At 60.1% G+C, this 22,761-nt stretch carries 20 protein-coding genes and 1 tRNA gene; 10 read left to right on the top strand and 11 right to left on the bottom strand.

What is annotated here, in order from left to right; translation table 11 throughout:
- Positions 1-28: 28 nt before the first annotated feature.
- The 3 genes from mog to ACK6D9_RS10085 form a co-directional block, all read right to left on the bottom strand.
- Positions 29-556: a molybdopterin adenylyltransferase gene (gene mog, locus ACK6D9_RS10095; RefSeq protein WP_412051562.1), complete on the bottom strand. Its 528-nt coding sequence runs from the start codon at positions 554-556 to the stop codon at positions 29-31.
- A 247-nt stretch (positions 557-803) separates the two neighbouring features.
- Positions 804-2,417 (bottom strand): GMC family oxidoreductase, encoded by a 1,614-nt coding sequence (locus ACK6D9_RS10090; protein WP_412051561.1) that lies wholly within the window; start codon positions 2,415-2,417, stop codon positions 804-806.
- A gap of 111 nt (positions 2,418-2,528) precedes the next feature.
- Positions 2,529-3,254: a Crp/Fnr family transcriptional regulator gene (locus tag ACK6D9_RS10085; RefSeq protein ID WP_322990995.1), complete on the bottom strand. Its 726-nt coding sequence runs from the start codon at positions 3,252-3,254 to the stop codon at positions 2,529-2,531.
- A 192-nt stretch (positions 3,255-3,446) separates the two neighbouring features.
- On the opposite strand from ACK6D9_RS10085, the gene ACK6D9_RS10080 reads away from it, so the two are divergent.
- From ACK6D9_RS10080 to ACK6D9_RS10070, 3 genes are read left to right on the top strand one after another with little or no spacing between them, the layout of a single operon-like run.
- The gene (locus tag ACK6D9_RS10080; protein WP_412051560.1) at positions 3,447-4,175 is read left to right on the top strand and encodes an ABC transporter ATP-binding protein; all 729 of its coding nucleotides are present in this window, start codon (positions 3,447-3,449) and stop codon (positions 4,173-4,175) included.
- The gene (locus tag ACK6D9_RS10075) at positions 4,169-6,547 is read left to right on the top strand and encodes an ABC transporter permease (RefSeq protein ID WP_412051559.1); all 2,379 of its coding nucleotides are present in this window, start codon (positions 4,169-4,171) and stop codon (positions 6,545-6,547) included. Before ACK6D9_RS10080 ends, ACK6D9_RS10075 begins: the two co-directional genes overlap by 7 nt.
- Positions 6,548-6,551: 4 nt before the next feature.
- Positions 6,552-7,763: an efflux RND transporter periplasmic adaptor subunit gene (locus tag ACK6D9_RS10070; RefSeq protein WP_412051558.1), complete on the top strand. Its 1,212-nt coding sequence runs from the start codon at positions 6,552-6,554 to the stop codon at positions 7,761-7,763.
- An 83-nt stretch (positions 7,764-7,846) separates the two neighbouring features.
- On the opposite strand, the gene ACK6D9_RS10065 is transcribed toward ACK6D9_RS10070, so the two are convergent.
- From ACK6D9_RS10065 to ACK6D9_RS10055, 3 genes are all read right to left on the bottom strand, one after another.
- Positions 7,847-8,380, bottom strand: a complete 534-nt coding sequence (locus ACK6D9_RS10065; RefSeq protein WP_412051557.1) for a copper chaperone PCu(A)C — start codon at positions 8,378-8,380, stop codon at positions 7,847-7,849.
- Positions 8,381-8,528: 148 nt separating this feature from the next.
- Positions 8,529-8,906 (bottom strand): hypothetical protein, encoded by a 378-nt coding sequence (locus ACK6D9_RS10060; RefSeq protein ID WP_412051556.1) that lies wholly within the window; start codon positions 8,904-8,906, stop codon positions 8,529-8,531.
- A 308-nt stretch (positions 8,907-9,214) separates the two neighbouring features.
- Positions 9,215-10,372: an iron-containing alcohol dehydrogenase gene (locus ACK6D9_RS10055; protein WP_412051555.1), complete on the bottom strand. Its 1,158-nt coding sequence runs from the start codon at positions 10,370-10,372 to the stop codon at positions 9,215-9,217.
- Between the two features lie 1,576 nt (positions 10,373-11,948).
- Here ACK6D9_RS10055 and ACK6D9_RS10050 point away from each other — a divergent pair.
- The 5 genes from ACK6D9_RS10050 to ACK6D9_RS10030 all read left to right on the top strand — a co-directional run bounded on the left by ACK6D9_RS10050 (position 11,949) and on the right by ACK6D9_RS10030 (position 16,832).
- Positions 11,949-12,917 carry an ABC transporter substrate-binding protein gene (locus ACK6D9_RS10050; protein WP_322989393.1) on the top strand — a complete coding sequence of 323 codons (969 nt, stop codon included), beginning with the start codon at positions 11,949-11,951 and terminating at the stop codon, positions 12,915-12,917.
- A 189-nt stretch (positions 12,918-13,106) separates the two neighbouring features.
- Complete coding sequence (locus ACK6D9_RS10045; RefSeq protein WP_322989394.1) at positions 13,107-14,135, top strand: ABC transporter permease; 1,029 nt, start codon at positions 13,107-13,109, stop codon at positions 14,133-14,135.
- Positions 14,136-14,146: 11 nt separating this feature from the next.
- On the top strand, positions 14,147-15,220 hold the full coding sequence (locus ACK6D9_RS10040; protein ID WP_322989395.1) for a betaine/proline/choline family ABC transporter ATP-binding protein: 1,074 nt from the start codon (positions 14,147-14,149) through the stop codon (positions 15,218-15,220).
- Positions 15,221-16,041: 821 nt separating this feature from the next.
- Positions 16,042-16,341 carry a DUF1127 domain-containing protein gene (locus ACK6D9_RS10035; protein WP_412051554.1) on the top strand — a complete coding sequence of 100 codons (300 nt, stop codon included), beginning with the start codon at positions 16,042-16,044 and terminating at the stop codon, positions 16,339-16,341.
- A 332-nt stretch (positions 16,342-16,673) separates the two neighbouring features.
- On the top strand, positions 16,674-16,832 hold the full coding sequence (locus tag ACK6D9_RS10030) for a hypothetical protein (protein ID WP_412051779.1): 159 nt from the start codon (positions 16,674-16,676) through the stop codon (positions 16,830-16,832).
- A 63-nt stretch (positions 16,833-16,895) separates the two neighbouring features.
- Here ACK6D9_RS10030 and mgtE read toward each other — a convergent pair whose 3' ends face one another.
- The gene (gene mgtE / locus ACK6D9_RS10025) at positions 16,896-18,239 is read right to left on the bottom strand and encodes a magnesium transporter (RefSeq protein WP_412051553.1); all 1,344 of its coding nucleotides are present in this window, start codon (positions 18,237-18,239) and stop codon (positions 16,896-16,898) included.
- 203 nt (positions 18,240-18,442) lie between these two features.
- The gene (locus ACK6D9_RS10020) at positions 18,443-19,306 is read right to left on the bottom strand and encodes a universal stress protein (protein ID WP_412051552.1); all 864 of its coding nucleotides are present in this window, start codon (positions 19,304-19,306) and stop codon (positions 18,443-18,445) included.
- Positions 19,307-19,470: 164 nt separating this feature from the next.
- On the opposite strand from ACK6D9_RS10020, the gene ACK6D9_RS10015 reads away from it, so the two are divergent.
- Entirely contained in the window at positions 19,471-19,737 is a 267-nt protein-coding gene (locus ACK6D9_RS10015; protein WP_412051778.1) for a transporter associated domain-containing protein, read from the top strand.
- 10 nt (positions 19,738-19,747) lie between these two features.
- On the opposite strand, the gene ACK6D9_RS10010 is transcribed toward ACK6D9_RS10015, so the two are convergent.
- A tRNA-Gln gene (locus ACK6D9_RS10010) sits at positions 19,748-19,821 on the bottom strand.
- Between the two features lie 214 nt (positions 19,822-20,035).
- Positions 20,036-20,617, bottom strand: coding sequence for a biotin transporter BioY (locus tag ACK6D9_RS10005; protein WP_412051551.1), 582 nt, complete (start codon positions 20,615-20,617; stop codon positions 20,036-20,038).
- A 175-nt stretch (positions 20,618-20,792) separates the two neighbouring features.
- Here ACK6D9_RS10005 and ACK6D9_RS10000 point away from each other — a divergent pair, with 175 nt between their 5' ends.
- Positions 20,793-21,701, top strand: a complete 909-nt coding sequence (locus ACK6D9_RS10000) for an MBL fold metallo-hydrolase (RefSeq protein WP_322990146.1) — start codon at positions 20,793-20,795, stop codon at positions 21,699-21,701.
- Positions 21,702-21,704: 3 nt separating this feature from the next.
- Here the strand turns inward: ACK6D9_RS10000 and ACK6D9_RS09995 are convergent, their stop codons facing one another.
- Complete coding sequence (locus tag ACK6D9_RS09995; protein WP_412051550.1) at positions 21,705-22,622, bottom strand: DUF1499 domain-containing protein; 918 nt, start codon at positions 22,620-22,622, stop codon at positions 21,705-21,707.
- Positions 22,623-22,761: the final 139 nt, after the last annotated feature.

The following is a 22,761-nucleotide window of genomic DNA, read 5'->3' as shown; positions in this document are numbered from 1 at the left end:
GACGGCCGGGCGTCCTTGCCCGGCCGGTTCATTTGGACGGACGAAAGGCCTTGAGGATTTCCTCGTGGGTTTCGATCCGGCCGGCGCCGATCAGATCGAGGCAGAATGGAATCGCCGGGAACACCGCCGTCAGGCAGGTGTCGATCGAGCCTGGCTTGCCCGGCAGGTTGACGATCAGGGTCTTGCCACGGCTGCCGGCGGTCTGTCGCGACAGGATGGCGGTCGGCACCTGCTCAAGGCTTTTCTTGCGCATCAATTCGCCAAAGCCCGGCAGTTCCTTTTCCAGCACTGCCTGCATCGCCTCGGGGGTTAGGTCACGCGGCGACGGGCCGGTGCCGCCGGTGGTCAGCACCATGTCGACGCCATCAACGTCACAGAGCCGGATCAGCGTGTCGCGCACGCTCTCGAGACCATCGGGGATCACGTGAATGGCGATTTCGACCGGGCAGGAGATCACCCGCTCAAGCCACGCCTTGACCGCCGGGCCGCCAAGATCCTCATACTCGCCGCGGCTGGCGCGGTCGGACACAGTAAGGACGGCAATGCGAACGGTCATGGCAGGCTCCGGTGTGCAGGTGGCGGGCGAACAGGCCGCCAAAACGTTGGTTTAGTGCATGCATCTCATCGCCCAATTGTATCAATTTGAGCGTAATCTGCGTTGGTTGACCAACAATCACAAGCCGGTACGACATGGCAACCACCCTGGACCCATGAAACAACGAAACGGGCATGTCTGGCAACGCCGTGGCGATGGCTATGGTGGCGTCCCGTGGGTCGGATCGGCCGTTGCCGATGTCATTGGTTCACGCCCGCGCCGCCGCCAGGATCATGTCGGCGGCCTTTTCAGCTATCATCACGGTGGCCGCATTGGTGTTGCCGCCAATCAGCGTCGGCATCACCGAGGCATCAACCACCCGCAACCGCTCGATCCCGCGAACCCTGAGCTGCGGATCGGTGACAGCCAGGGCGTCGCGGCCCATCCTGCAGGTGCCGACCGGGTGATAGATGGTATCGGCGCGGGCACGGATATGATCCATCAGCTCGGCGTCATCCATCCCGTCGCGGGTGTAGACTTCCTTAAGCCGGTATTTGCGCATCGATGGCGCATCCATGATCTTGCGGGTGATTCTCGCGCCCTTGAGCATCAGATCTGCGTCGCGCGGGTCGGACAGGTATTTCGGGTCGATCCGCGGCGGCAGCCTCGGGTCTGGTCCGTTCAGCCCGACATCGCCGCGTGAATACGGCCTGAGCGCGCAGACATGGCAGGAATAGCCGTAGCCCCTGTGCAATTTGCGCGAATGATCATCCACCAGGGCGGCAACGAAATGCAGTTGCAGGTCCGGACGGGCAAGTGCGGGATCGGATTTGAGGAAGGCGCCGCCTTCGGCGCCCGGTGAGGCGACAATACCGTTTCCATCGCGGCGCCAGCGGAAGATGTCACGGATCAGCTTGTAGGCGCCGACCGCGCCGAGCCCCAACACATCGGTGTCGCGGGTCTTGGCGGCGTAGATGTAATCGAGATGGTCCTGCAGATTCTGACCGACACCCGGCAGATCCTTCGTCACTTCGACGCCTCTTGCGCGCAAATGCTCGCCGGGCCCAATGCCCGAGAGCATCAGCATTTGCGGCGAGTTGAACGTGCCGCCACACAGGATCACCTCGGCCCGCGCGGTCACCTTTTGCTCAATTTTTCCCGCGAGATAAGCCACGCCGGTGGCACGAAAGCCATCCATCAGCACCCTGGTAGCATGAGCGCCGGTGATCACCTTAAGATTGGCGCGACCCATCACCGGATGTAGATAGGCGGCGGCCACGGAACAACGCTCTCCCTGCCTGCCGTCGCGCCAGAACTGGGTGACCTGATAGAGCCCGGCACCCTCCTGTTCGGGACCATTGAAATCGTCGTTGCGGCGGATCTGGACTTCGCTGGCGGCTTCGACAAAGGCACGGCTGATCGGGCGGGGGCTTCTCTGCTCGGTGACCTGCAGCAATCCTGCATCGCCATGAAATGCATCGGCGCCGCGAATGTTGTTTTCGGATCGGCGAAACACAGGCAAGACATCGGACCATCCCCAGCCGTCGCATCCGGCATCAGCCCAGTCATCGTAATCGGAAGAGTGACCCCGCACATAAAGCATGGCGTTGAGGACGCTGGAGCCACCCAGCGCCCGGCCGCGCGGCTGATATCCGCGCCGACCGCCCAGCCCGGGCTGCGGTACGGTCTGAAAAGCCCAGTTGTTGATTTTCGGCCGGCCCGGCAGCATCGCCACCATCCCGAGCGGCGCGCGCACAAGAATTCCCTTGCCGTCACCGCCGGCCTCAAGCAGGCAGACATTCACCGTGGGGTCCTCGCTCAGCCGTGCTGCAAGCACCGAACCAGCGGAACCGCCGCCGACGATGACATAATCAAATTCCATTGCAGTCGCCTCCCAGTCAGGACCGGGGTGAGCCTAGAACAGGCAATTGGTCTTGGGAACAGGATTTGACGCAGAGCTTGGCAAGGTAAGCTGGTTGAACCTGATGCCTTCTCAGAAGCCGGCGCGTTCGGACAGCCGACCGAGGTCGGGAACTTCGACCTGGCGGTTGTTGACGATGTGGATGACACCGTCCTTGCGCATCTTGGTCAACTGCCGGCTGACGGTTTCCATGGTCAGACCGAGAAAGTCGGCAATGTCGACCCGGCTCATCGGCAATTCAAACGTCACCGAATCCTCTTCATTATCGGGAAATGCATGGGTGGCGATTAGCAACAGGAAGCTTGCAACCTTTTCACCGGCTGTCTTGCGCCCAAGGGTCAACATCCAGTCGCGGGCTTCATCCAGTTCAGCCAATGTCTGCTCAAGCAGCTTGTGCTCGAGCTCAGGCATGTCGCCGATAAACCGCTCAATGACATGCTTGGGGAAGGAGCAGACCTTGACCCCGGTTGCGGCCTCGGCGCTGACGCCATTTTCGGCGCGGAACGGCCGACCGAGGAAATCAGGCGCGAACTGCAGGCCGACGATCTGCTGGCGGCCGTCAGCCATCATCTTCGACAGCTTCACCACACCGGATATGATGTTGGAGTAACTCGTCGTCGTGGTGCTCTCGCCGATCAGTTCGGTGCCAGGCTCGAGCTCGCGACGGCTTGAATGCTTGCTCAATTGCAGAAGCTGCTCGGGCAACAATGCCCCACACACACCACGATGCCTGCTTTCGCAAGCACGACAGAGGACGGGCGTATCGGAATTGTGAACGTCTTTACGCTGCATATCCATTGCGCTCTCCGGTGGCCTTCACCTTACCTGAGACAGAACGGAAACCAAACAGTAAGTTTTTACCGGGACGTTGATCATCTGTGCATTCTGCGCAAAAATCTTGAAAATACTGTGGCACGTGCCCAAAAATTCCAACAACCGGAATTGACAGGAATCAAGGACGTCCGGAACAGGTGCCCTATGGTCGCAGTCATGAAAGCCGATGCAGCCATTCCCCCTCCCCCAATTTTCGAGGTTTCCGGGCTGACCAAGGTCTACCGCACGGGCGACGTCGAGGTCCGTGCGCTCAATGGCGTTGATCTGCGGCTTGAAGCCGGAGAAATGGCTGTATTGCTCGGCCCCTCAGGCAGCGGCAAGTCGACCTTGCTCAACATCATCGGCGGGCTCGACCACCCGACTTCCGGTTCGGTCAAATTCAAAGGCAAGGAACTCTCTGGTGCCAGCGACGACGAACTGACCGCCTACCGCCGCGACCATGTCGGCTTCGTGTTCCAGTTCTACAATCTGATCCCGAGCCTTACCGCCTGGGAGAATGTCGCATTGATTACCGAGGTGGCGCGGCATCCGATGTCGGCATCCGATGCGCTGGCGCTGGTCGGATTGGAAAGCCGCATGCATCATTTTCCCGCGCAGCTCTCGGGCGGCGAGCAGCAGCGCGTGGCGATTGCCCGGGCCATTGCCAAGAACCCGGAAGTGCTGCTGTGCGACGAACCCACCGGGGCGCTAGATTCAGCCACCGGCATTATCGTGCTCGAAGCGCTGGCGCGGGTGAACGAGGAGACCGGCGCGACCACCGCGATCATCACCCACAATGCCGGGATCCGCAAAATCGCCCACCGGGTCTTTACCTTTCTCGACGGTCGCATTGCCTCGATGGAAATCAACGAGGCACCGGTCAAACCCTCGGAGGTGCAATGGTGATCGGGCTCGCGATGCTGGATCGCAAGCTGGTGCGCGACCTCGCCCGGCTCTGGGCGCAGGCGCTGGCGGTGGCGCTGGTGATGGCCTGCGGGGTCATGACCCTCATTCTTGCCCTGGGTGCAACCCGGGCGCTGGAGGAGACCCGCTCGGCGTTTTACGACCGGACCCATTTCGGCCAGATCTTCGCCACGGCGACACGCGCGCCGGAAAGCCTCAAGCAGGCTATCCAGGCGATCGATGGCGTGTCGGCGGTGTCGACGCGGATCTTCAATCCGGTGATCATCGACATCGAGGGAATGGCCGAACCCGCAACCGGCGTGCTGATCTCGACTCCCGACCATGGCGAAGCAGCGGTCAACCGGCTTTACCTGCGCTCGGGTCGGTTGCCGGAACCCGGAAGGAGCGACGAAGCAGCGATCATCGAGGCTTTCGCCGAAGCACACGGCTTCCGCCCCGGCGACCGGTTCGGGGTTCTCGTCAATGGCCGCAAGCGGACCCTGACGGTGACCGGGATCACCCTGTCGCCCGAATTTGTCTACGCCATCGGCCCCGGCGACATGGTGCCGGATCAGCGGCGCTTTGGCGTCATTCATATGCGCAGGGCGGCCCTAGAAGGTGCCTACGACATGGCCGGCGCGTTCAACAATGTGTCGCTGACACTGTCGCGCAATGCCGACGAGAAAGAGGTGATGGCGCGGCTCGACACCCTGCTTGAACCCTATGGCGGCACCGGCTCCTATGATCGCAAGGACCATGCTTCCGACGCCTTTCTTGATTCCGAACTTACTCAACTCAGGGCGATGGTGCAGGTCATTCCGCCGATCTTCCTGTTCATCTCGGCTTTTCTGGTCAACATGATCCTGACCCGGCTGATCGCGCTTGAACGCGAGCAGATCGGCCTGCTCAAGGCAGTGGGCTATTCAAACGCGGCCATAGCCTGGCACTACGCCAAGCTGACCCTGACGATATCTCTAGTCGGGGTGGCGATCGGCGCTGTTGCCGGCACCTGGCTTGGCCGCGGCATGGCCTCGCTTTATGGCGAGTTCTTCTCGTTTCCGTTCCTGGTGTTCTCGCGCGAACCCGATCTCTATGTGATTGCCACGCTGGTTACCTTCGCTGCGGCGCTGGCGGGGGCGGCGAAAGCGATCTGGGGGGCGGTATCACTGCCGCCGGCGGTGGCCATGAGGCCGCCCGCGCCAAGCAGCTACCGCAATCTTTTCGGCGGAGTGGAAAGTGGTTTCAAGCTGCCGTTTTCACAGCTCACCATCATGGCGCTGCGCCATCTGGTGCGGCGGCCGTTACGCACCGGGTTGACGACGCTGGGTACCGCGCTGCCAGTGGCGCTGCTGATTACCTCGCTGTTCAGCTTTGATTCGATCGACAACATGATCGACACGGTGTGGTTTCTGGCCGACCGCCAGGACGCCACGCTGACATTTGCTGCCAACCGTTCCGACGACGCCATCCGCGCTGTCGCCCAACTTCCTGGCGTGATTGCCGCCGAGCCGTTCCGGGCGGAAGCTGCGACACTGCGCAACGGCTACCGATCGCGGCGGGTCCAGATTGTTGCGCTTGATCCCGCGACGGATATCAGCCGGGTTCTGGACAAGGATTTCAAACCGATCGACTTGCCGCCGACGGGCATCGTGCTGTCGGAAAGGCTAGCCGATCACCTTCATCTGGCGCCCGGCGACCAGATCGAGATCGAACTCAACGACGGCCAGAACCGCAGAACACTGGTGCCGCTGGTGGGCGTCTCCAACAGCTATATCGGGCTCAGCGCCAATATGAGCAGGCAAGCGCTGGACCGGTTATCGGGACATGGCCGGCAAATCTCGGGCGGACGGGTGATCGTCGACGAAAGCAAGATCGGCGCGCTCTATGAAGCGGTCAAACAGACACCAGCGATCGCGTCTGTTGCGCTGCAGGGCATCTCGCGCGAACGGTTTCGCGCCACCATCGAGGACAACATCGGCATCAGCGTGTTCATCTATGTTTCGCTGGCGGTGATCATCACTGTCGGGGTGATCTACAATTCCGCGCGCATTCAACTGTCCGAGCGTGCGCGGGAACTTGCCAGCCTGCGCGTTTTCGGCTTCACCAGCCGGGAGGTCTCAAGCGTGCTGCTGACGGAACTGGGCGTGATCGTGGTGTTGGCGCAACCACTGGGCTGGCTTATCGGGCGCGGGTTTTCCGGGCTTGTCGCCAAGGGCTTTGAGAGCGACCTGTTCCGAATTCCATTGATCATCAATCCACCCACCTATGCGATCGCCAGTCTTGTCGTGCTGGCTGCCGCGCTGGTATCGGCGTTGATCGTGCGGCGGCGGATCGACCGGCTCGATCTGATCCGCGTGCTCAAAACAAGGGACTGAAACCATGGCCTCTGCACTTGTAAGAAGCCTCGTCGGATTTGCAGCTGTCGCGTTGATCGGCGGCGCATTCTATGTCGCGTTCAAGGAGAATCCGGTTCTGGTTGACCTCGCTACCGCGACCACCGCACCGATGCAGGTGAGCATCGAGGAAGACGGGACCACCCGTATCCGCAATGTCTACACGATTTCCTCGCCGATCGCCGGCCATCTCGACCGCATAGAGCATTCGGTCGGAGACCTGGTTTCCGCTGGCGAGGCGATCACCGGCATTCACCCGCTGGAACCTCCGTTCATCGACACCCGCACACGCACCGAACTGCTGGCGGCGATCGATGCGGCAAAGGCCAACCTTGCGCTGTCAGAGGTCGAACTGACCCGCGCCCGCACTGCCCGCGATCTGGCCAAGGCGAGCTTTGACCGGGCGACAAAACTCGCCGCCACCAACATCGTTTCGGAAAGCACGCTGGAGCGGCTGGCAGGCGAATACAAACTCGCCAAGGATCAGGTCGCCTCGGCCGAGGCCATGATCGCGTTGCGCCGTGCCGAGCTTGCCAGCACGCGGGCGCGGCTTGTGCAGCCCGGACAAGCGCCTGCCGTTCCCGCCAATGGCGAATGCTGCGTCCACATCACCTCGCCGATTGACGGCATGATTCTGGCACTTCACGCCAAGAGCGAACAAGCCGCCAGTGTCGGGCAATTGATCGCCGAAATCGGCGATCCGTCGGATCTGGAAATCACCGTCGATATCCTGTCTGCCGATGCGGTCCGGGTGAAACCCGGCAGCCGCGCGCTGATCACTGACTGGGGTGGTCAGCAAACGCTGGAAGCGGTGGTCGAGCGGGTCGAACCATCGGCCTTCACCAAGGTTTCAGCGCTGGGGATCTCGGAACAAAGGGTCAATGCGATCATTACCCTGCGTGATCCGCCGCCGGCCGACCTCGGGCACGGCTACAGGGTCATCGCAAACCTCGTCATCTGGTCTTCCGAGGCCGTGCTGCAGGTTCCGGTCAGCGCGCTCTATCGCGAGGATGGCGGCTGGGCCGTATTCAGGATGGTGGATGGGGTGGCGCGGGTCACACCGGTCACGATCGGTCACATGACCGACCGCAACGCCGAAATCCTTACGGGGCTTTCAGACGGTGACCGGATCATTCTTTATCCCGGTGACACACTGGAAGACGGCAGCCTGATCAGCGACAGGCAAGCTGCAGGCTAACAACATAGCCAGCCTTGGATGCCACGGAGACCGGACGACAGACGCGCCCGGCCCCCTGATTGATTGATCAGTGATGAACGCACTCAGTTATCGTGCTTGGTCTCATCGTGCTTCATGTCGCCATGGTTCATCTCGCCGTGGCCGTCGTTCTTCATGGCATCATTCATCTTCTTGATATCCTCGACGCTGAACTCGACCTCGATCGAACCGGCCTTTTCGAAATTGAGCGTCGCGGGGACCTTTTCACCATCCTTGAGCTGATTTTCGAGCCCGATGAACATGATGTGGTAGCTGCCCGGCTTGAGGACAACGTCACCGCCGGCGGGGATTTCCAGACCGCCTTCGACCTGACGCATCTTCATGACATCGCCATCCATGACCATTTCATGGACTTCGACGCGATCGGCAAATGTGGCCTCGCCGCCGAGCAGCCGGTCGGCTTCGGTGCCGTCATTGTGAATGGTCATATAACCGCCGGAGACCGGCGCATTCGGCGGGGTGGCACGGGCGTGCGGGTGGACAATCTCGAGCGATCCGAGCTTGTATTCATGGGCAAAGGCCGTCGACATCGAAAGACCGAGGGTGATGGCGGCGACTGCAACTGCAATATTTTTCATGGTTTTTACTTTCATTGTTAGGCATGGCTTGGCCCGGGATGGACAAGGGCCTTGATAATTGGGGGATTGGCCTGGCCCGCCAATGGACGGACTTCCGGCGCGATCAGAGGCCGCGCGGGACGCGGGCGTGGCTCCGTCAAGACGGACTTCAGGCTGAGAAAGCGGGGGGCGCGCGCGGTGAAGCGCCGTGCACAAGCACCGGCAGCGAAGGCTTGGCATCGCGGTCGATGACAGGCTTGCTGCGGATCATGCTGCGGTTGATCAGGAACACGTCAAACGGCGTCGGCAGGTCAACGGAGGCAACGATACGGCAGGCTTCGCAGTGGGTGACCCTGGCGTGGTGGGAGCCATCGCCCTCACCGGTCAAGCAGATTTCAGGCAGCGTCCCGTCAGGCAGGATATATTCCGCCACATTGACGTCTGCATAGGCTGAAAGCGTGTCAGTGATCGAAAGCTGGTTGTGGGCGAAGGCGACAAGCAGCAGCGACAGCGCGCACAGAATGCGCACCAATCCCGATCTGCTCATGAACCGACGTGTCCCGATCATTTTATGGTCTGCCTGATTAACCAGAGCATGAATATAGGCCCCATGCGGGGCCTGCAAGCCCTGTCGTCGGGTCTGCGTCAAGTTGCGCGGCTGGCGTCAAAATTCAGGTTTCGGCGAAACCGGCGGCAGGTTCCGCTTTCGCGGCGAGCTTGACGGGCGAGGCCCCTGCCCCTGGCTGCTCGCGTTGCTTGCCAAGAGGGGGCGCACGGACGCCACCGGTTAACACCGGCCCGGGGCCATGGTCGACGCAATGGATGGCCGACCAGAGAATATCCCGGCCTGATAATTCAGTAGGCGGCGCGATAGATCGCCAGCGCGTCGGCTTCGGTCACTTCGCGCGGATTGTTGACCAGCAGCCGTGTCTGATTCATCGCGTCGGACGCCATACGCGGTAAAAAATCCTCGGGAATTTTCATGGCGCGCAGGCTTTGTTCCAGGCCGCAGGCAGCCGAAAGCTCAGCCAGCCGGTCGCAGAATGCGGCCGCCCGCTCCTGGCCTTCGTATTTTGCCAGCTCAGGAAAGGCATAGGGCGCCATCTCAGCATAGGGCTGCGGCGCTGTCGCGGCGTTGAAGCGCAACACGTGCGGCAGCACCAGCGCATTGGAAAGACCGTGCGGGATGTGGAAGTGGCCGCCGAGCGGATAGGCCAGGGCGTGGACTGCCGCCACCGGTGAATTGGCAAAGGCCTGCCCCGCCAGCATCGATCCGAACAGCATATCGGACCGCGCGGTAATATCATCGCCCTCATGCACGGCCTTGAGCACGGAGCGCCCCATCAAGGCAAGCGCCTGGGTCGCAAGCATCCGCGACAGCGGGTTGTTGTTGGCGCTGGTCGAGGCATAGGATTCGATGGCGTGCACCATGGCGTCGATGCCGGTCGCGGCGGTGATGTGCGACGGCAGGCCGAGCGTCAGTTCCGGGTCGAGCAAGGCCACATCGGGCAGCAGGACCGGCGAGACAACGCCCATTTTCTCACTGGCGCCGGTGGTGACGATGGAAATCGGCGTGACTTCCGAACCGGTGCCTGCCGTTGTCGGCACCAGAATCAGCGGCAACCGCGGTCCCCTGACATTGCCGACGCCATAGATGGACTTGAGCGTTTCCTTGCCCAGCGCCAGCACCGACACCAGCTTGGCGACATCCAGGGACGAGCCGCCACCGAGTCCGATCACGCCCTCGACCGCCGCGGCCCTGGCCTGTTCGACCGCCGAAAGCACCACGGCTTCAGGTGGATCGGCCTCGACATCGGCATAAACCTCGACAGTGACGTCGCTTGCCTCAAGTATCGAAAGCGCTCGCTCGACAATCCCGGTACGCATCATGCCGGGATCTGTGATCAGCATCACCCGGGTGCCCATCTGGGCTTTCGCCAGTTCACCAAGCTTGCCCAATTGGCCCGCACCAAACTGGATGCTTTTCGATGTGTTGAAGACAAAAGGCTTCACGGTACTCTCCCTGTTCTCAGCAATGGTTGATCAGCCGCCGAAGCTGAATGCGGCAAGGACAACCAAGACAAAGCCGAGCGCGCCAATCACCTCGTTATGTGTGGCCACCACAATTGATCCGACCATAAGGAAGTTACTGTCGCAGTAGCTGTGAAACAATAAGGCTTCGGAAGACAGGCGCAAGCACTCGGAGCGAAATCCCGCTGCCCGACACGGTTTCCGCGACGCAACCCGGCGCCTGTGTCGCGACGCTTGTCGTCACTGCGGCTTCGACGTCCTTTACCTTTTGGGCAATGGTGTTGAGAGCGTCTGGCCAGGGGGCCTAATCTGCACAGCGCCCGAAAAACACCGACCGGTCGAGGGCACTCTGTTGCAGGAGGTCACATCTCAACGCCTGCGTGCGCCGCGGATAGTCTCGCACAGTCCGATGAGCGAGAAGCCGTCACTGCCGACCGTCAAATAGGCATGAATTGTTTCATCACGACGTGCGGATCGACGGCCGAATCACTCCGTTTCCGCGCCCCCGAGATTCGGTCTGGCCATGCCACAAGCCCGTCAATCAGCCGATCGGGTTCAGCAAATCACGGATGTTGAAAAATAGATCCGGCCAGGCCCCGGGCAGAGTTCAGTCCGGGATTCGCCCCTCGATCAAGCCCTTGTTGAAGCTATCATACCAAATTCACCTTGCGTTGAAGCAAGGCCGTCAAGTCAGGAATACACGTGCTGTCGACGGTGGCGCTGACGCTTGCCAAAAGGCTGAAAATTTCTCCAGTGCGGAGAGATACCGCCACGCCCCTCAACTGATGCGACAGATTTCGGCGATGGAATCAATCAGTGTCCTGGCCATCATCGCCGAGTCTGTAAATCCGCGCCGTTTGTATCATCAAAGGTCCTCGATTCCAGCGGACAGGATCTCCCGACCCACAGCCCTGCCACACCGTGATCAGCTCCGACTTTCAGAGTCTGGCATTAGCGCCCCGCCCCCGGCACTCTATGGAGCGCCGTAAAGTTTGCCCCCGATCGGAGGCGCGAACGGTTTCCAACACAAGTTCGAACTCCAGGGCGCTACAATCCTGATTTTTACCGCCGGACGATGGCCGCAACGGTCACCAATTTGGAACGTGTCGTGCACGCTGTGTTCAAGAGCGGCGCCAACTCCCGACCCTTCGTCAAGGGGCGGGTACCAGCTAAAGTGCCCCCTGTCGGACAGGGCGTCGCGCGCATCGATGCGGTTCAACAATCCATAGAATATCAGCGCATAATATCCAGCATGCCCGCATAGCGCCTGCAAAGGAAAAGCCCCTCATAGAATACTGCTCGAGAAGCCATAATCACCCGCAGGATATCCCATAGCCCCGCAAACGGACTCATTGCCGATAAGGGACATCCATCTTCTAATTTCCTGTCAAGGGGTTGAACCGCCGGGCAGAATTTGTTTGTTTGCGCCGCATGGTGCCGATGTTGGACCAAAACGTTCAGCACGCCCGCCAATTACACCAAGCTCGAATTTCCCCCACGTGCAATTGAGCCTCCCTCATTTGCCGGGAGAGAAATACGACGAAAAGGAGACCCCGACATGAAGAAGTTTCTATTAGGCACCGTCCTTGCACTCGCCATTCCAGGTGCTGCCGTGGCTGCAGAAGAATGCGGTGAGATCACGATGGCCGAGATGAACTGGTCCTCAGCCAAGATCGTGGTTGCAACATCGAAATTCCTGCTTGAGCAGGGCTATGGCTGCGATGTCGTGGTCGTACCGTCGGACACGACACCGGCCGTCACCTCACTCGCCGAAAACAACAAGCCCGACATCGTGCCGGAACTCTGGCCCAATTCGGCCGGCGACGTCTATGACAAGCTGAAAGAGGGCGGCAAGATCGTCGAACTGACCAGCGTTCTCGATCCCGGTGGCGTCGAAGGCTGGTGGATTCCGTCCTACCTGGCTGAAGCACACCCGGAACTGAAGACCATCGACGGCATTCTGGCGAACCCTGAACTGGTTGGCGGCATGTTCAACAACTGTCCCGATGGCTGGGGCTGCCGTACCGTCAGCGACAACCTGGCGCGCGCCTTCGACCTGGAAGGAAAGGGCATCAAGGTCTTCAACCACGGTTCGGGCGAGACCCTGGCGACTTCGATGGCTTCGGCCTTTGAGAGCAAGGAGCCATGGTTCGGCTACTACTGGGCACCGACGACACCGCTCGGCAAATACGACATGGTCAGCGTAGACCTGGGCGAATATGACGAAGCGGCCCACAAGGCCAACCAGAATGCCAATACACCCGATCCCAAGCCGTCGGCCTTTCCGACTGCACCGATCCTGACCATAGTGACCAAGGATTTCAACGAGTCTCACCCCAAGGAGTCCGAGTTGTTGTCCAACGTGTCTTTCAAGACCGACACGATGAGCAGCCTTTTGGCCTGGCAGGATGAAAACAACGCCACCTCGGAAGAGGCGGCCGTGTATTTCCTGCAGAACAACAAAGACATCTGGGCCGATTGGCTGAACGATGACGCCAAGGAAAAGCTGGCGAAATTGCTCAAGTAATAACGGCAAAACGGGGCGGCGCCATTCTGGCGCTGCCCTTTCTAATTTCTACCCATAGTCACGCAAACGTTTCGAGGAGCGCTCCCGGATGAAACGTTTGCGTGGTTGTCGGCACGGTTTGTCGGATGCACGCGATCCCACACCACTCGCGACATGGACAAATCACCGGAAAAAACCGGAGAGGACATAATGGCAACCTACAATTTTCTGTTCGACAGTCTCGGACTGCGCGGCTGGTGCGGCGAGGACCAAGGCGGACTGTCTTCGATGGCAGACCTATTGGGCCAAACATCGGGGCAAGATGCCAGCATCTCGGCATGGGACACACCTTTCCCATCGCTTGATGCGTTGCATGACGCTTGCGCCGCAATCCCGCAGTCGCGTGCACTCACTTTGGGTTTGGAGCGCGGATTTCTGGACATCAAGGACGGTCTGAAGGTCATCGTGGATCCCCTTACGCAACCGCTCAGCTGGGCGTTGAACGACGCGTTGTGGGTCATGCAGGCATTGCCGTGGTGGATCATGATACCGGTGCTGATGCTGATCTCCTGGTTGGTGGGCCGCTCGGTCAAGCTGGTCGGACTGGTCGCCGCTGTCTTCTGTTTTCTCGCCTTTGTCGATTATTATGACTACACGATGCAGACGCTGGCGATCATATTCGTCTGCGCCTTCATTTGTGTGCTGCTCGGGGTGCCCATCGGCATCGCCATGTCGCGCAGCGACAGAGTGCAGCGCACGATGATCCCGATTCTGGACATGCTGCAGACGCTGCCGCCATTCGTCTATCTGATCCCGCTGATCTTTCTCTTCAGCGTGACCGAACCCAAGCTCTACGGCATCGCCATCATCCTTTATGCAATCGTGCCGGTCGTGCGCCTGACCGATCTGGGCATCCGCCTGGTCGACAAGGACGTGATCGAGGCGGCCGACGCCTATGGCATGACCAAGCGGCAGAAACTCTTTGGTGTACAGATCCCGCTGGCTCTGCCCAACATCATGGCCGGCGTGAACCAGACCATCATGATGAGCCTCGCGATGGTCGTCATCGCATCCCTGGTGTCAGCGCCCGGACTGGGCGTGCTGGTGCTGCGCGGCATTCGCAACCTTGAACTTGGCGTGGGACTGCTTTCCGGTCTCGGCATCGTGCTCCTTGCGGTCATTCTCGACCGCGTGACCAAAGCAGCGCTGGCACGCATCAACTCGCAACAGCCGAGTTGAGGAGGACAATCATGAGCAACGACAGCAATCCCAAAATTTCGGTTCGCAATCTCTACAAGATCTTCGGAGACGATCCGCAGGCAGCGTTGGAGCGCGTCAAGGAAGGCATCAGCAAGGCCGACCTGTTAACCGAAACCAACCATGTTCTGGGCCTCAACAACATCAATGTGGACATGCCCACCGGCAAAACCACCGTCATCATGGGTCTCTCGGGGTCGGGCAAATCGACGCTGATCCGTCACCTCAACCGTCTGATCGAGCCGACAGCCGGTGAGGTCTGGGTCGATGGCGAGAACATCCTGGAATACAACGAGAAACAACTGCGCAGTCTGCGCCAGCACCGCATGTCGATGGTGTTCCAGAAATTTGCCCTTCTGCCGCACCGCACGGTGTTGGAGAATGCCGGCCTTGCGCCGACGATCAGTGGTCAAAGCCGCAAGCAATACAAGGACGAGGCCACCAAATGGCTCGACCGGGTTGGGCTCGAAGGACAGGGCAATCAGTACCCGGCACAGCTTTCGGGCGGGATGCAGCAGCGCGTCGGAATCGCGCGGGCACTGACGTCGAACAGCGACATCATGCTTATGGACGAGGCATTTTCCGCGCTTGACCCGCTGATCCGCACGGATATGCAAAACCTGCTCATTGACCTGCAGAACGAATTGCAGAAAACCGTGGTCTTCATCACCCACGATCTGGACGAGGCGCTGAAGCTGGCGGACCATCTGGTGATGCTGAAGGACGGGTGCGTCGTCCAGCAGGGTGAGCCGCAGGAAATTCTGCTGCGCCCCAAGGATCCCTACATCGAGGATTTCGTCGCCGACATCAATCGCGCCCGCGTGCTGCGCGTCCGCTCGGTGATGGAAAAAACGACTGGCGCGCCCGGCAATGTGGCGGGTGATGTGGACCATGACGACACGCTTGAATCCGTGATCGCGCTATCGGAAGGCGACACGACTAAGCGCTACCGGGTGACAAAGGATGGCGTGCAGGTGGGCGTGCTGGATATGCGAACGCTGGTGCGTGCGCTGGTTCCGCAGGGCGGTTCGAGTGAGGACGCGCGTCTGCCGGAAACCGCAGGCTAAGTGACGTCGATGACATACTTGGCGGTTGCCTGCCCCTCTTGCAAAAGACTGGCCGGATACCGGCTTGGCAAGGGACTGATCTCGTGACGCTGATCCCGTCAGCGCATGATTGGGAATGAGACACGCGGTGAACTCGCGCCTCTTCGCAATGACAAAAATAAACGCCGCGCATACAATCGGATGCGCGGCGTTATCTTGTTTGACGCAGACCGCCTCATGCTACGCTCAATATGATGTTTTCCGCTGACGCCGAACCCGGCAAGTCAGCGCGCCCTGACCTTGCTAGTGTGCCGCCGGTTCTGACCGCGCTGTGACCAGCGCTGCTGAACCGGAATTTCCCCTCACCCTATCGCCGAATGCCATGGCGACAATTTCGCAACCTGACGGTTCGGCAAGACCCTGATGACCAAGGATTAGCGGAAGCCTCGATGCAGGTTGATTGCACTCCGGCTTGCGGTAGAGATTGGGGTACGCAGCGGCGACCAACCTCTTGTCGGCCCTCTGCGCCGGAAGGTCGCAGCCTGAGGCCGGCCGATTGAAAACGACCGTGACGATCGCCATCTAAGTAGTATGACGATGTTCTGCTTCCACAAGAGGTTCCTGCTTTCCGCGGGACAACTGCTGAACCGCCGGTAACCCCGAGCGGGGCTGGCGCTGTGCGCCGGCTTCTGTCTCGGGGTGTCGGCCGATCTCACAATGATCGGATGAATTGGACTGAGGCGTTCGCGCGGATTACCGGGAAGACGGAGCAATTACTCCCCCTTTCCCGATCCTTGCGAAACCACTGTCCCGGTATCGGTATCTCTGGATTGGAGGACAACATGTCAATCTACATCACTCGCCACATGCTCAACCCCGAAATGTTTCCACTGAAAGCGGACCAACGGCCCGGTGTTCTTCGCCGGTGGATGCAAAGCCTTGTTCGGAGATGGCGACGCCGCAAGATGATTATGGCGCTTGAGGCCATGGACGACAGGCTGCTCCGGGAAATCGGCATCAATCGCGCGGACATCAAACGCGCGGTGGACGGATTTGATGACCGCGAATTGCGAATGGCCCCTCTGGCACCGGTCACGATGATCTCTCACACGGACAATATCGAGTACCGCGAAGCGGCATAGCAAACATGGATGAGCAGTGGTCGCAGTGCCGATATTCTTCGGCGCTGTGACTGGCGATGAGCGCACATACCAACAATCCGAATGGAAAGGACCCTTACGATGCTTTGTAAAGCGGACTTCGAACACCTGTTTCCTGAATCATTTGCTCCGAGTCAAAATGAGCGCAGGGAACCCAAAATCAGTGAACCAAATATCACCTGCATCAGCCGCTGGGAGGACGACGGGGGCCGGACTCTTGAGCCGAAGACGCGACGTAACCGGTCGTGGTGAAGGTACTGCCGAGCGCGCCATCAACTGTGTTGGCGCGCGCATAGCGTAGTCCAAACACAGACCTGATTGCACTGAGTTCCGGTCGCTCCAGCCTCATCCGCCGGGCACTCATCGGCAGTGTGGCCCGGCGGCTTCTACGCGATGCCGGCAGTGATGTTCTGATTTGCCAAACCACAGCGCCGCTCATCCAATTGGATGCAATGGATGCTGTAAGAGTTTGAATACATTGATGTACGGTTACCGTCTAAACAAATCCATTTGAACGCAACATACATTAGCGCGGCTCAGAGCCCGAGCACCAGCGTCGCAATCGAAAAGTAAATTAGCACGCCAACGCCATCCGAAATCGTCGTGACCAGCGGGCCACTCGCCGTCGCGGGATCGAGCCGAAGGCGCGTGAGCAGAAAGGGGAGAGACATGCCGACAAGACTGCCTATGATCACCACCACAAACATCGTCAATCCGACGGTCAGCGCGATTCCCGCCCCTCCGCGCAAAGCGCCCACGGGAAACACCACCAACGCCATGGTCGCCCCGAGTGCTGCGGCGACGGCCAGTTCGCGCAGGATCAAATTGCGCCAGTCCTTCAAGGCCACATCGCCTGTGGCCAGGGCACGCACCATCAATGTGGCCGATTGCGACCCGGCATTGCCGCTGCTGTCGATTAGAAGCGGCAGGAAGAATACGAGCGAGACGTAAGCGAGGATCATCTCCTCGAAATAAGCAATGCCCGCGCCTGAGAACAAATTGCCGAACACCAGCAGCGCCAGCCAGACAATGCGTTTGGAATAAAGAATGCGGATTCCGGCTTCGCGCATATTTTGCGCAAATGGCAGAACCGTCGATATCTTCTGGAAATCCTCCGTCGTTTCCGCCTGCATCGCGTCGGCGGCATCGTCATGGGTGACGATCCCCAATAACCGGCCCTCCGCATCGACCACCGGCACCGCAAGAATGTCATAGCGGGCGATTATCTTTGCCACATCTTCCTGATCCATGGTGACCGAAACGGATATTGGCGAGGTATCCATAATATCGCCAATCAGCGCGTCATCCATTGCCAAAATGAGTTCATGCAGCCGCAACGACCCAATCAAATGACTGGCATCATCGAGGATGTAGGAGCGATAGATCGTTTCTGTATCCGGTGCCTGGCGGCGCAATGCGGCGATTGCCTCAAGCGTCGTCATTTCTGCGCCAAGGATCGCGAAATCCGTCGTCATGATGGCGCCTGCGGTGCCTGCTTCATAGGCGGAAAGCTGGCGTATGTTCTCGCGTTCTTCGTCGGCGAGGTGTTCTGCGAGACGATGTTGCTCGACCGGCGTCAACACATTGAAAAGGTCGGCGCGGTCATCCGTATCCATCTGGGTGACGATCTCGGCAATGTCGCTTGGAGAAACCGCTCGGGTCAACTCCGCCTGGCTCTCGAGGGGCAGGCTCGCAAAGACGCAGGCGCGACGCGCCAGCGCCAACCTTGCGAGGTGGCTCCACGCATCCGAACGCGGAAGCTGGTCCAGCCATGCGGCGAGATCGACTGGATGGGCATTGTCCACGAACGCGGCGATTTCATCCAACGATGCGCTGCTTGACGGCGCACTTCGGCTTGAAGGCAAATCCACATCTTTCATGAGCGCGATCCTCACACGGTAAAAGTTGGTTTTCTACACTACAGCGCTGCCCATCCGAATGAATGCATGTCCGTTAGCGAAGCGCGACAATCAGGTTCTGGATAGGCCGAAAATCCATTTCATGTAGCGCGTATGGCGGCGGGAAAGCCGAAAAGGCGCGTGGAGATGGCAAAGGATTGAGAAGCACCCAATGGCCCATCCGATTACGCGCTGCGCAGCGGCGGGATTGCGAGAATATCGATCGACGAAGTCCGCAGAACTTTTTCCGTGACGCTGCCGATGAGCAGTTTGGCCAGACCGGTGCGGCCATGGGTCGACAGCACGATCAGGTCTGCCTTTTCCGATTCCGCCACCTTCAGGATCTCGTGATGAGCAGCTGATGCTTCGTGCCGGACCATTGGCACGACATTGCCGATCTTTGCCGTTGCAAGAAACTCGGCCAGATCACGTGAGGCGTCTTTGTGTTCACCCGCCAGGTAGTGTTCGCGATCATCCTTCGGCATGGCGTGGGACATGACAAGCCGCAGCGCCGGTGCATCATAAATGTGGAGCATCGTATTGCGTGCGCCCTCGCCTATCCCAAGCACAGGGAAGCGCCGCAGCGCGTCGCGAGAGCAGTCAGACAGATCTGTTGTCTGCAACACATGCTGATAATTTCCAGCGGGATGCGCGTTTACCATCAGAACGGGACAGCTCACCGAGCGAATCGTTCGCTCCGCGGTGGTGCCGATAAAGATATCCTTGAGCACTTGCCTGCGATAGGGGCCGATTACCAGCAGCTCAGGCGCCATCTCGTCAACGGCCTTGATGATGCCCGCGAACGGCAAATCCAGAAAAACCCGCGTTTCGCATTCCACACCATCAACATCCCGGAGCGTTTGGGCTGTCTGGTGCAGCAACGCCTCGGCCTCGTCACGCTCGGCTTCGACGATCCGGCGCGGCTGATCGTCATCCACTACATGGATGAGGGCGATGGTAGCTCCGACCTGCCGCGCAAGCAGCGTCGCGCGCCGCAGCGCTCTGTCTGAACGCTCGGAGAAGTCCGTGGCGACCATGATTTTCTTCATTGCATCAGTTCCTTCTGCGGCGCGCCCAATCGGGCGATTCAAACAGCGTCAGAAGGTTTCATACCCTGTCTGAGACAGTCAAACCACGCCATAACAAGCCAAATCCGGTGGAAAGGCGCTCGGGCAACTTGTGTTGCAGCGCATGGGGCAGTCGGGTCGGCGCGATGTGTCCGTCAGCGATGCAGACATCCACATGGTATTGTCAGAGGTGGCAGGAGCGGGCGTCAATTGCCGCGCGGAGAAGGACATCCTCGGCGGTGCCCAATGAAGCGGGCTTCGGAACCGTCTCCGGATTTGTGATCCACCGGTTCGGGGAGTTGCCGAAAAAAGGACAGAGCATCCGCACCAATGGCTGGCGAATTGAGATCGGCTCTGACTTTTGGGGGCCAGCTAAGCTGGGTATGCCAGAAAGCTTGGTTATATCGACTTGAAAGAGAGAACTGGCTGGGGCGCCTGGATTCGAACCAGGGATGGCGATACCAAAAACCGCTGCCTTACCACTTGGCTACGCCCCAACATTTTTTCCGCTGCACAAGGGATGCGCCCGGAACTTCCCGGCGACGCCCGGAAGCCCCGGGGAGATAGCAAAAGACGGGTTGGATCACAAGCGGCGAAACCACCCAATGCCAAGGAATTTTAATGCAGCAAAAAACCCGCGCAGCATTACGCCACACGGGTTTTTAAATTCACTCATTCGCGCCAAGGCGATGATGCGACAAGCCTATCGGCTCAGCGACGGAACAGATTGGCGATTTGCCAACCGGCAGGAACGACGGCTGCGGCCAGTGCGGCCTTGATCACGTCGGTGGCGATGAACGGGCCGACGCCCCATGCAACGGCCTTGTCGGCGCCAAACACAAGCGCAATCCAGACAGCGCCGAGCGCCAGAATGATGGCGGTGCCCATCAGGTTGACCGCAAACAGCTTCAGTGCATTGCGGTCGAGACCACGATCGGCAGCCCAGCCGGTAAGACCGGCGGCGACGACGAAACCTGCAAGGTAACCGGTGGTCGGGCCGGCAAAATAGGCAAGCCCACCGCCACTGGTAAACACCGGCAGACCGACAGCGCCCTCAAACATGTAAAGCGCCAGGGTGGCCAGCGCGAGCTTGCGGCCAAAGGCTGCGGCGAGCACGAAGATGGCGAGCGTCTGCATTGTTGCAGGAACCGGCCAGAACGGCACGACGACCTTGCCAGCAAGCGCAATCAGAATGCTGCCGAAAAGGGCAGCCACGCCGTAGCTCGCATAGCGGGCGGCGCTGCTGGTGGGCGCAATCGATTCATATAAGGAACGGGCGGGGGCGATGGCCATGACTCATCCTCCAAAGGGCTGTCGGGGGCGCTGCCAAATTGTAGCGCGTTTTATGCGGTATATTGACTTAACAGGCTCACAGCAAGACAGTCCGCCGCAAATCCGCAGCCGTCCACAATCCCTCGGGCGCTTGCGCCGGCTGGCTTGCTGGCCGCCATGCATATTGGAGCAAAGCGTGAAAAAGCCCGAGTTCGACCTGACCTTCGCCCCCGCGCATGGCGAGGCGGTGCCAGCGGCCGAGAATGTGCTGCGGGTAACTGCGCCAAATTCGGGGCCGATGACGTTTCACGGCACCAACAGTTATGTGGTCGGGCGCGACACTCTTGCGGTAATCGACCCGGGACCGGACAACGAGGCGCATTGGCAGACGCTGCTGGGCGCCATCGGCGGACGTCCGGTCAGCCATATCTTCGTTACCCATACCCACCAGGATCATTCGCCGCTGGCCGCGCGGCTGAAGGCCGAGACCGGCGCCACTGTGGTCGCCCAAGGTCCGCACCGGGCAGCCCGGCCGCTCTACACCGGCGAGATCAACCCGCTCAAGGAAAGCTCGGACATGGAATTCGTTCCGGACCTGACCGCCGCCCATGGTGACGTGATTTCTGGTGACGGCTGGGCGATTGAAACCCTGCACACGCCTGGGCACACCGCCAATCATGCGGCCTTCGCACTGGCGGGAACCGGGCTGGTATTTTCCGGCGACCACGTGATGGCCTGGGCAACATCGATCATCGCCCCACCCGACGGCGCAATGGCCGATTTCATAGCCTCGCTCGACATGCTGTTGGCGCGCGACGACCGCCTCTATCTGCCCGGCCATGGCGGACCGGTGCGCGAGCCGCGGCAATTCGTGCGGGCGCTGAAGACCCACCGGCGGATGCGTGAACGGGCCGTTTTCGGCCGCGTGGAGAAAGGTGACCGGCTGATTGCCGACATGGTCAAGGCAATCTACCGCGACACCGATCCGCGGCTGCATGGGGCTGCCGCGCTGTCGGTGCTGGCGCATCTGGAAGATCTGGTCGGCCGCGGCGAGGTGATCACCGATGGCCCGCCGTCGATTACCGGTGAATTCCGCGTCAAATAGCTATTAGCCGCCAGCGATACCGAGCAGGCGGACATCAAGATCATGCAGGAAGCCGCGAATCAGATCCGCATTCAGGCCAAGGTCGTGGTTTCCGTCGCGAGTAGCTGCGCGCATGTCGACAAAGGTGGTTTCTTCCTCTTCGGAAAGCCTGATCAGAACATCCTGCGGAATACCGAGAACCAGCGTCCTGGTCCGGTATTGAAGCACCGCGTAGGTGGGAAGCGATTCGATCACGCCGCTTTCGATATCGGGGCGTTGGAGCGGCACAGGCGCGCGCGCCGGATCGGCCTCGCCGCTGGCTATCTGTTCAAGTTGCTCGTCACTGACGGTCTCGGAGGTCGGCTCGAGACCATCGACCAGAGCCTCAACCCCGATATTGGCGACCGGAATCCATTTCCTTTCAGCCGCGGCCGCCCGCACCGCCAGCAGCACCCGGTCGATGGCGCCGTCATAGCGTCGCCCGGCGACTTTTGGATAGGACAGCACCTGCTGCTCACGGGCGACGGGAGCATCACCGTCCGAGCGCGGCAACCACGAGGGCGTAATTTCCTGTGGCTCCAGCCATTCGGGCGGCTGTTCGACATCGGTGGAGACATCGTGGATGGCAGGCAGGGTAATGTAACGGCTGGTTGCCACGCCCACTGGCGCGAGCACCAGCAGCGCCATCACCATGCCGCTGAAAGCGGCGTGACCGCCCTTGGCGCCGATATGCCAGAGCATGAAGAATCCGATCACCGCCAGACCAAGCACGACGGCTGCCAGAAAGGTTGCGAGCAGGATGACGGCGACCGTATTGGGCAGGGTCAACAGCCCTCCCCGATGAAACAGCACGGCGATGAACGCCAGCAGCAGTGCAAACCGGCCAATCTTGCGGGACCAGGCAGCTGCAACTGAAGGCGGGCGTTGATAACGAAACGGCATGGCGGCGGCCGGGTCTCCGAACGGACGGCGCGGAATGCGCGGTATGGTTTGATGCAGTTTATTAGAGCCGTTCTTTCCCGATTGAAAGCTCTTTGAAGATAGTTGCTTGATGTCTTGCCAATCAATCAGCCGGATTGGC

This window comes from Hoeflea sp. Naph1 (assembly GCF_046837775.1).
In the GTDB taxonomy this organism is placed as follows: Bacteria; Pseudomonadota; Alphaproteobacteria; order Rhizobiales; family Rhizobiaceae; genus Hoeflea.
This window is presented reverse-complemented; position numbering and strand designations above follow the sequence as displayed.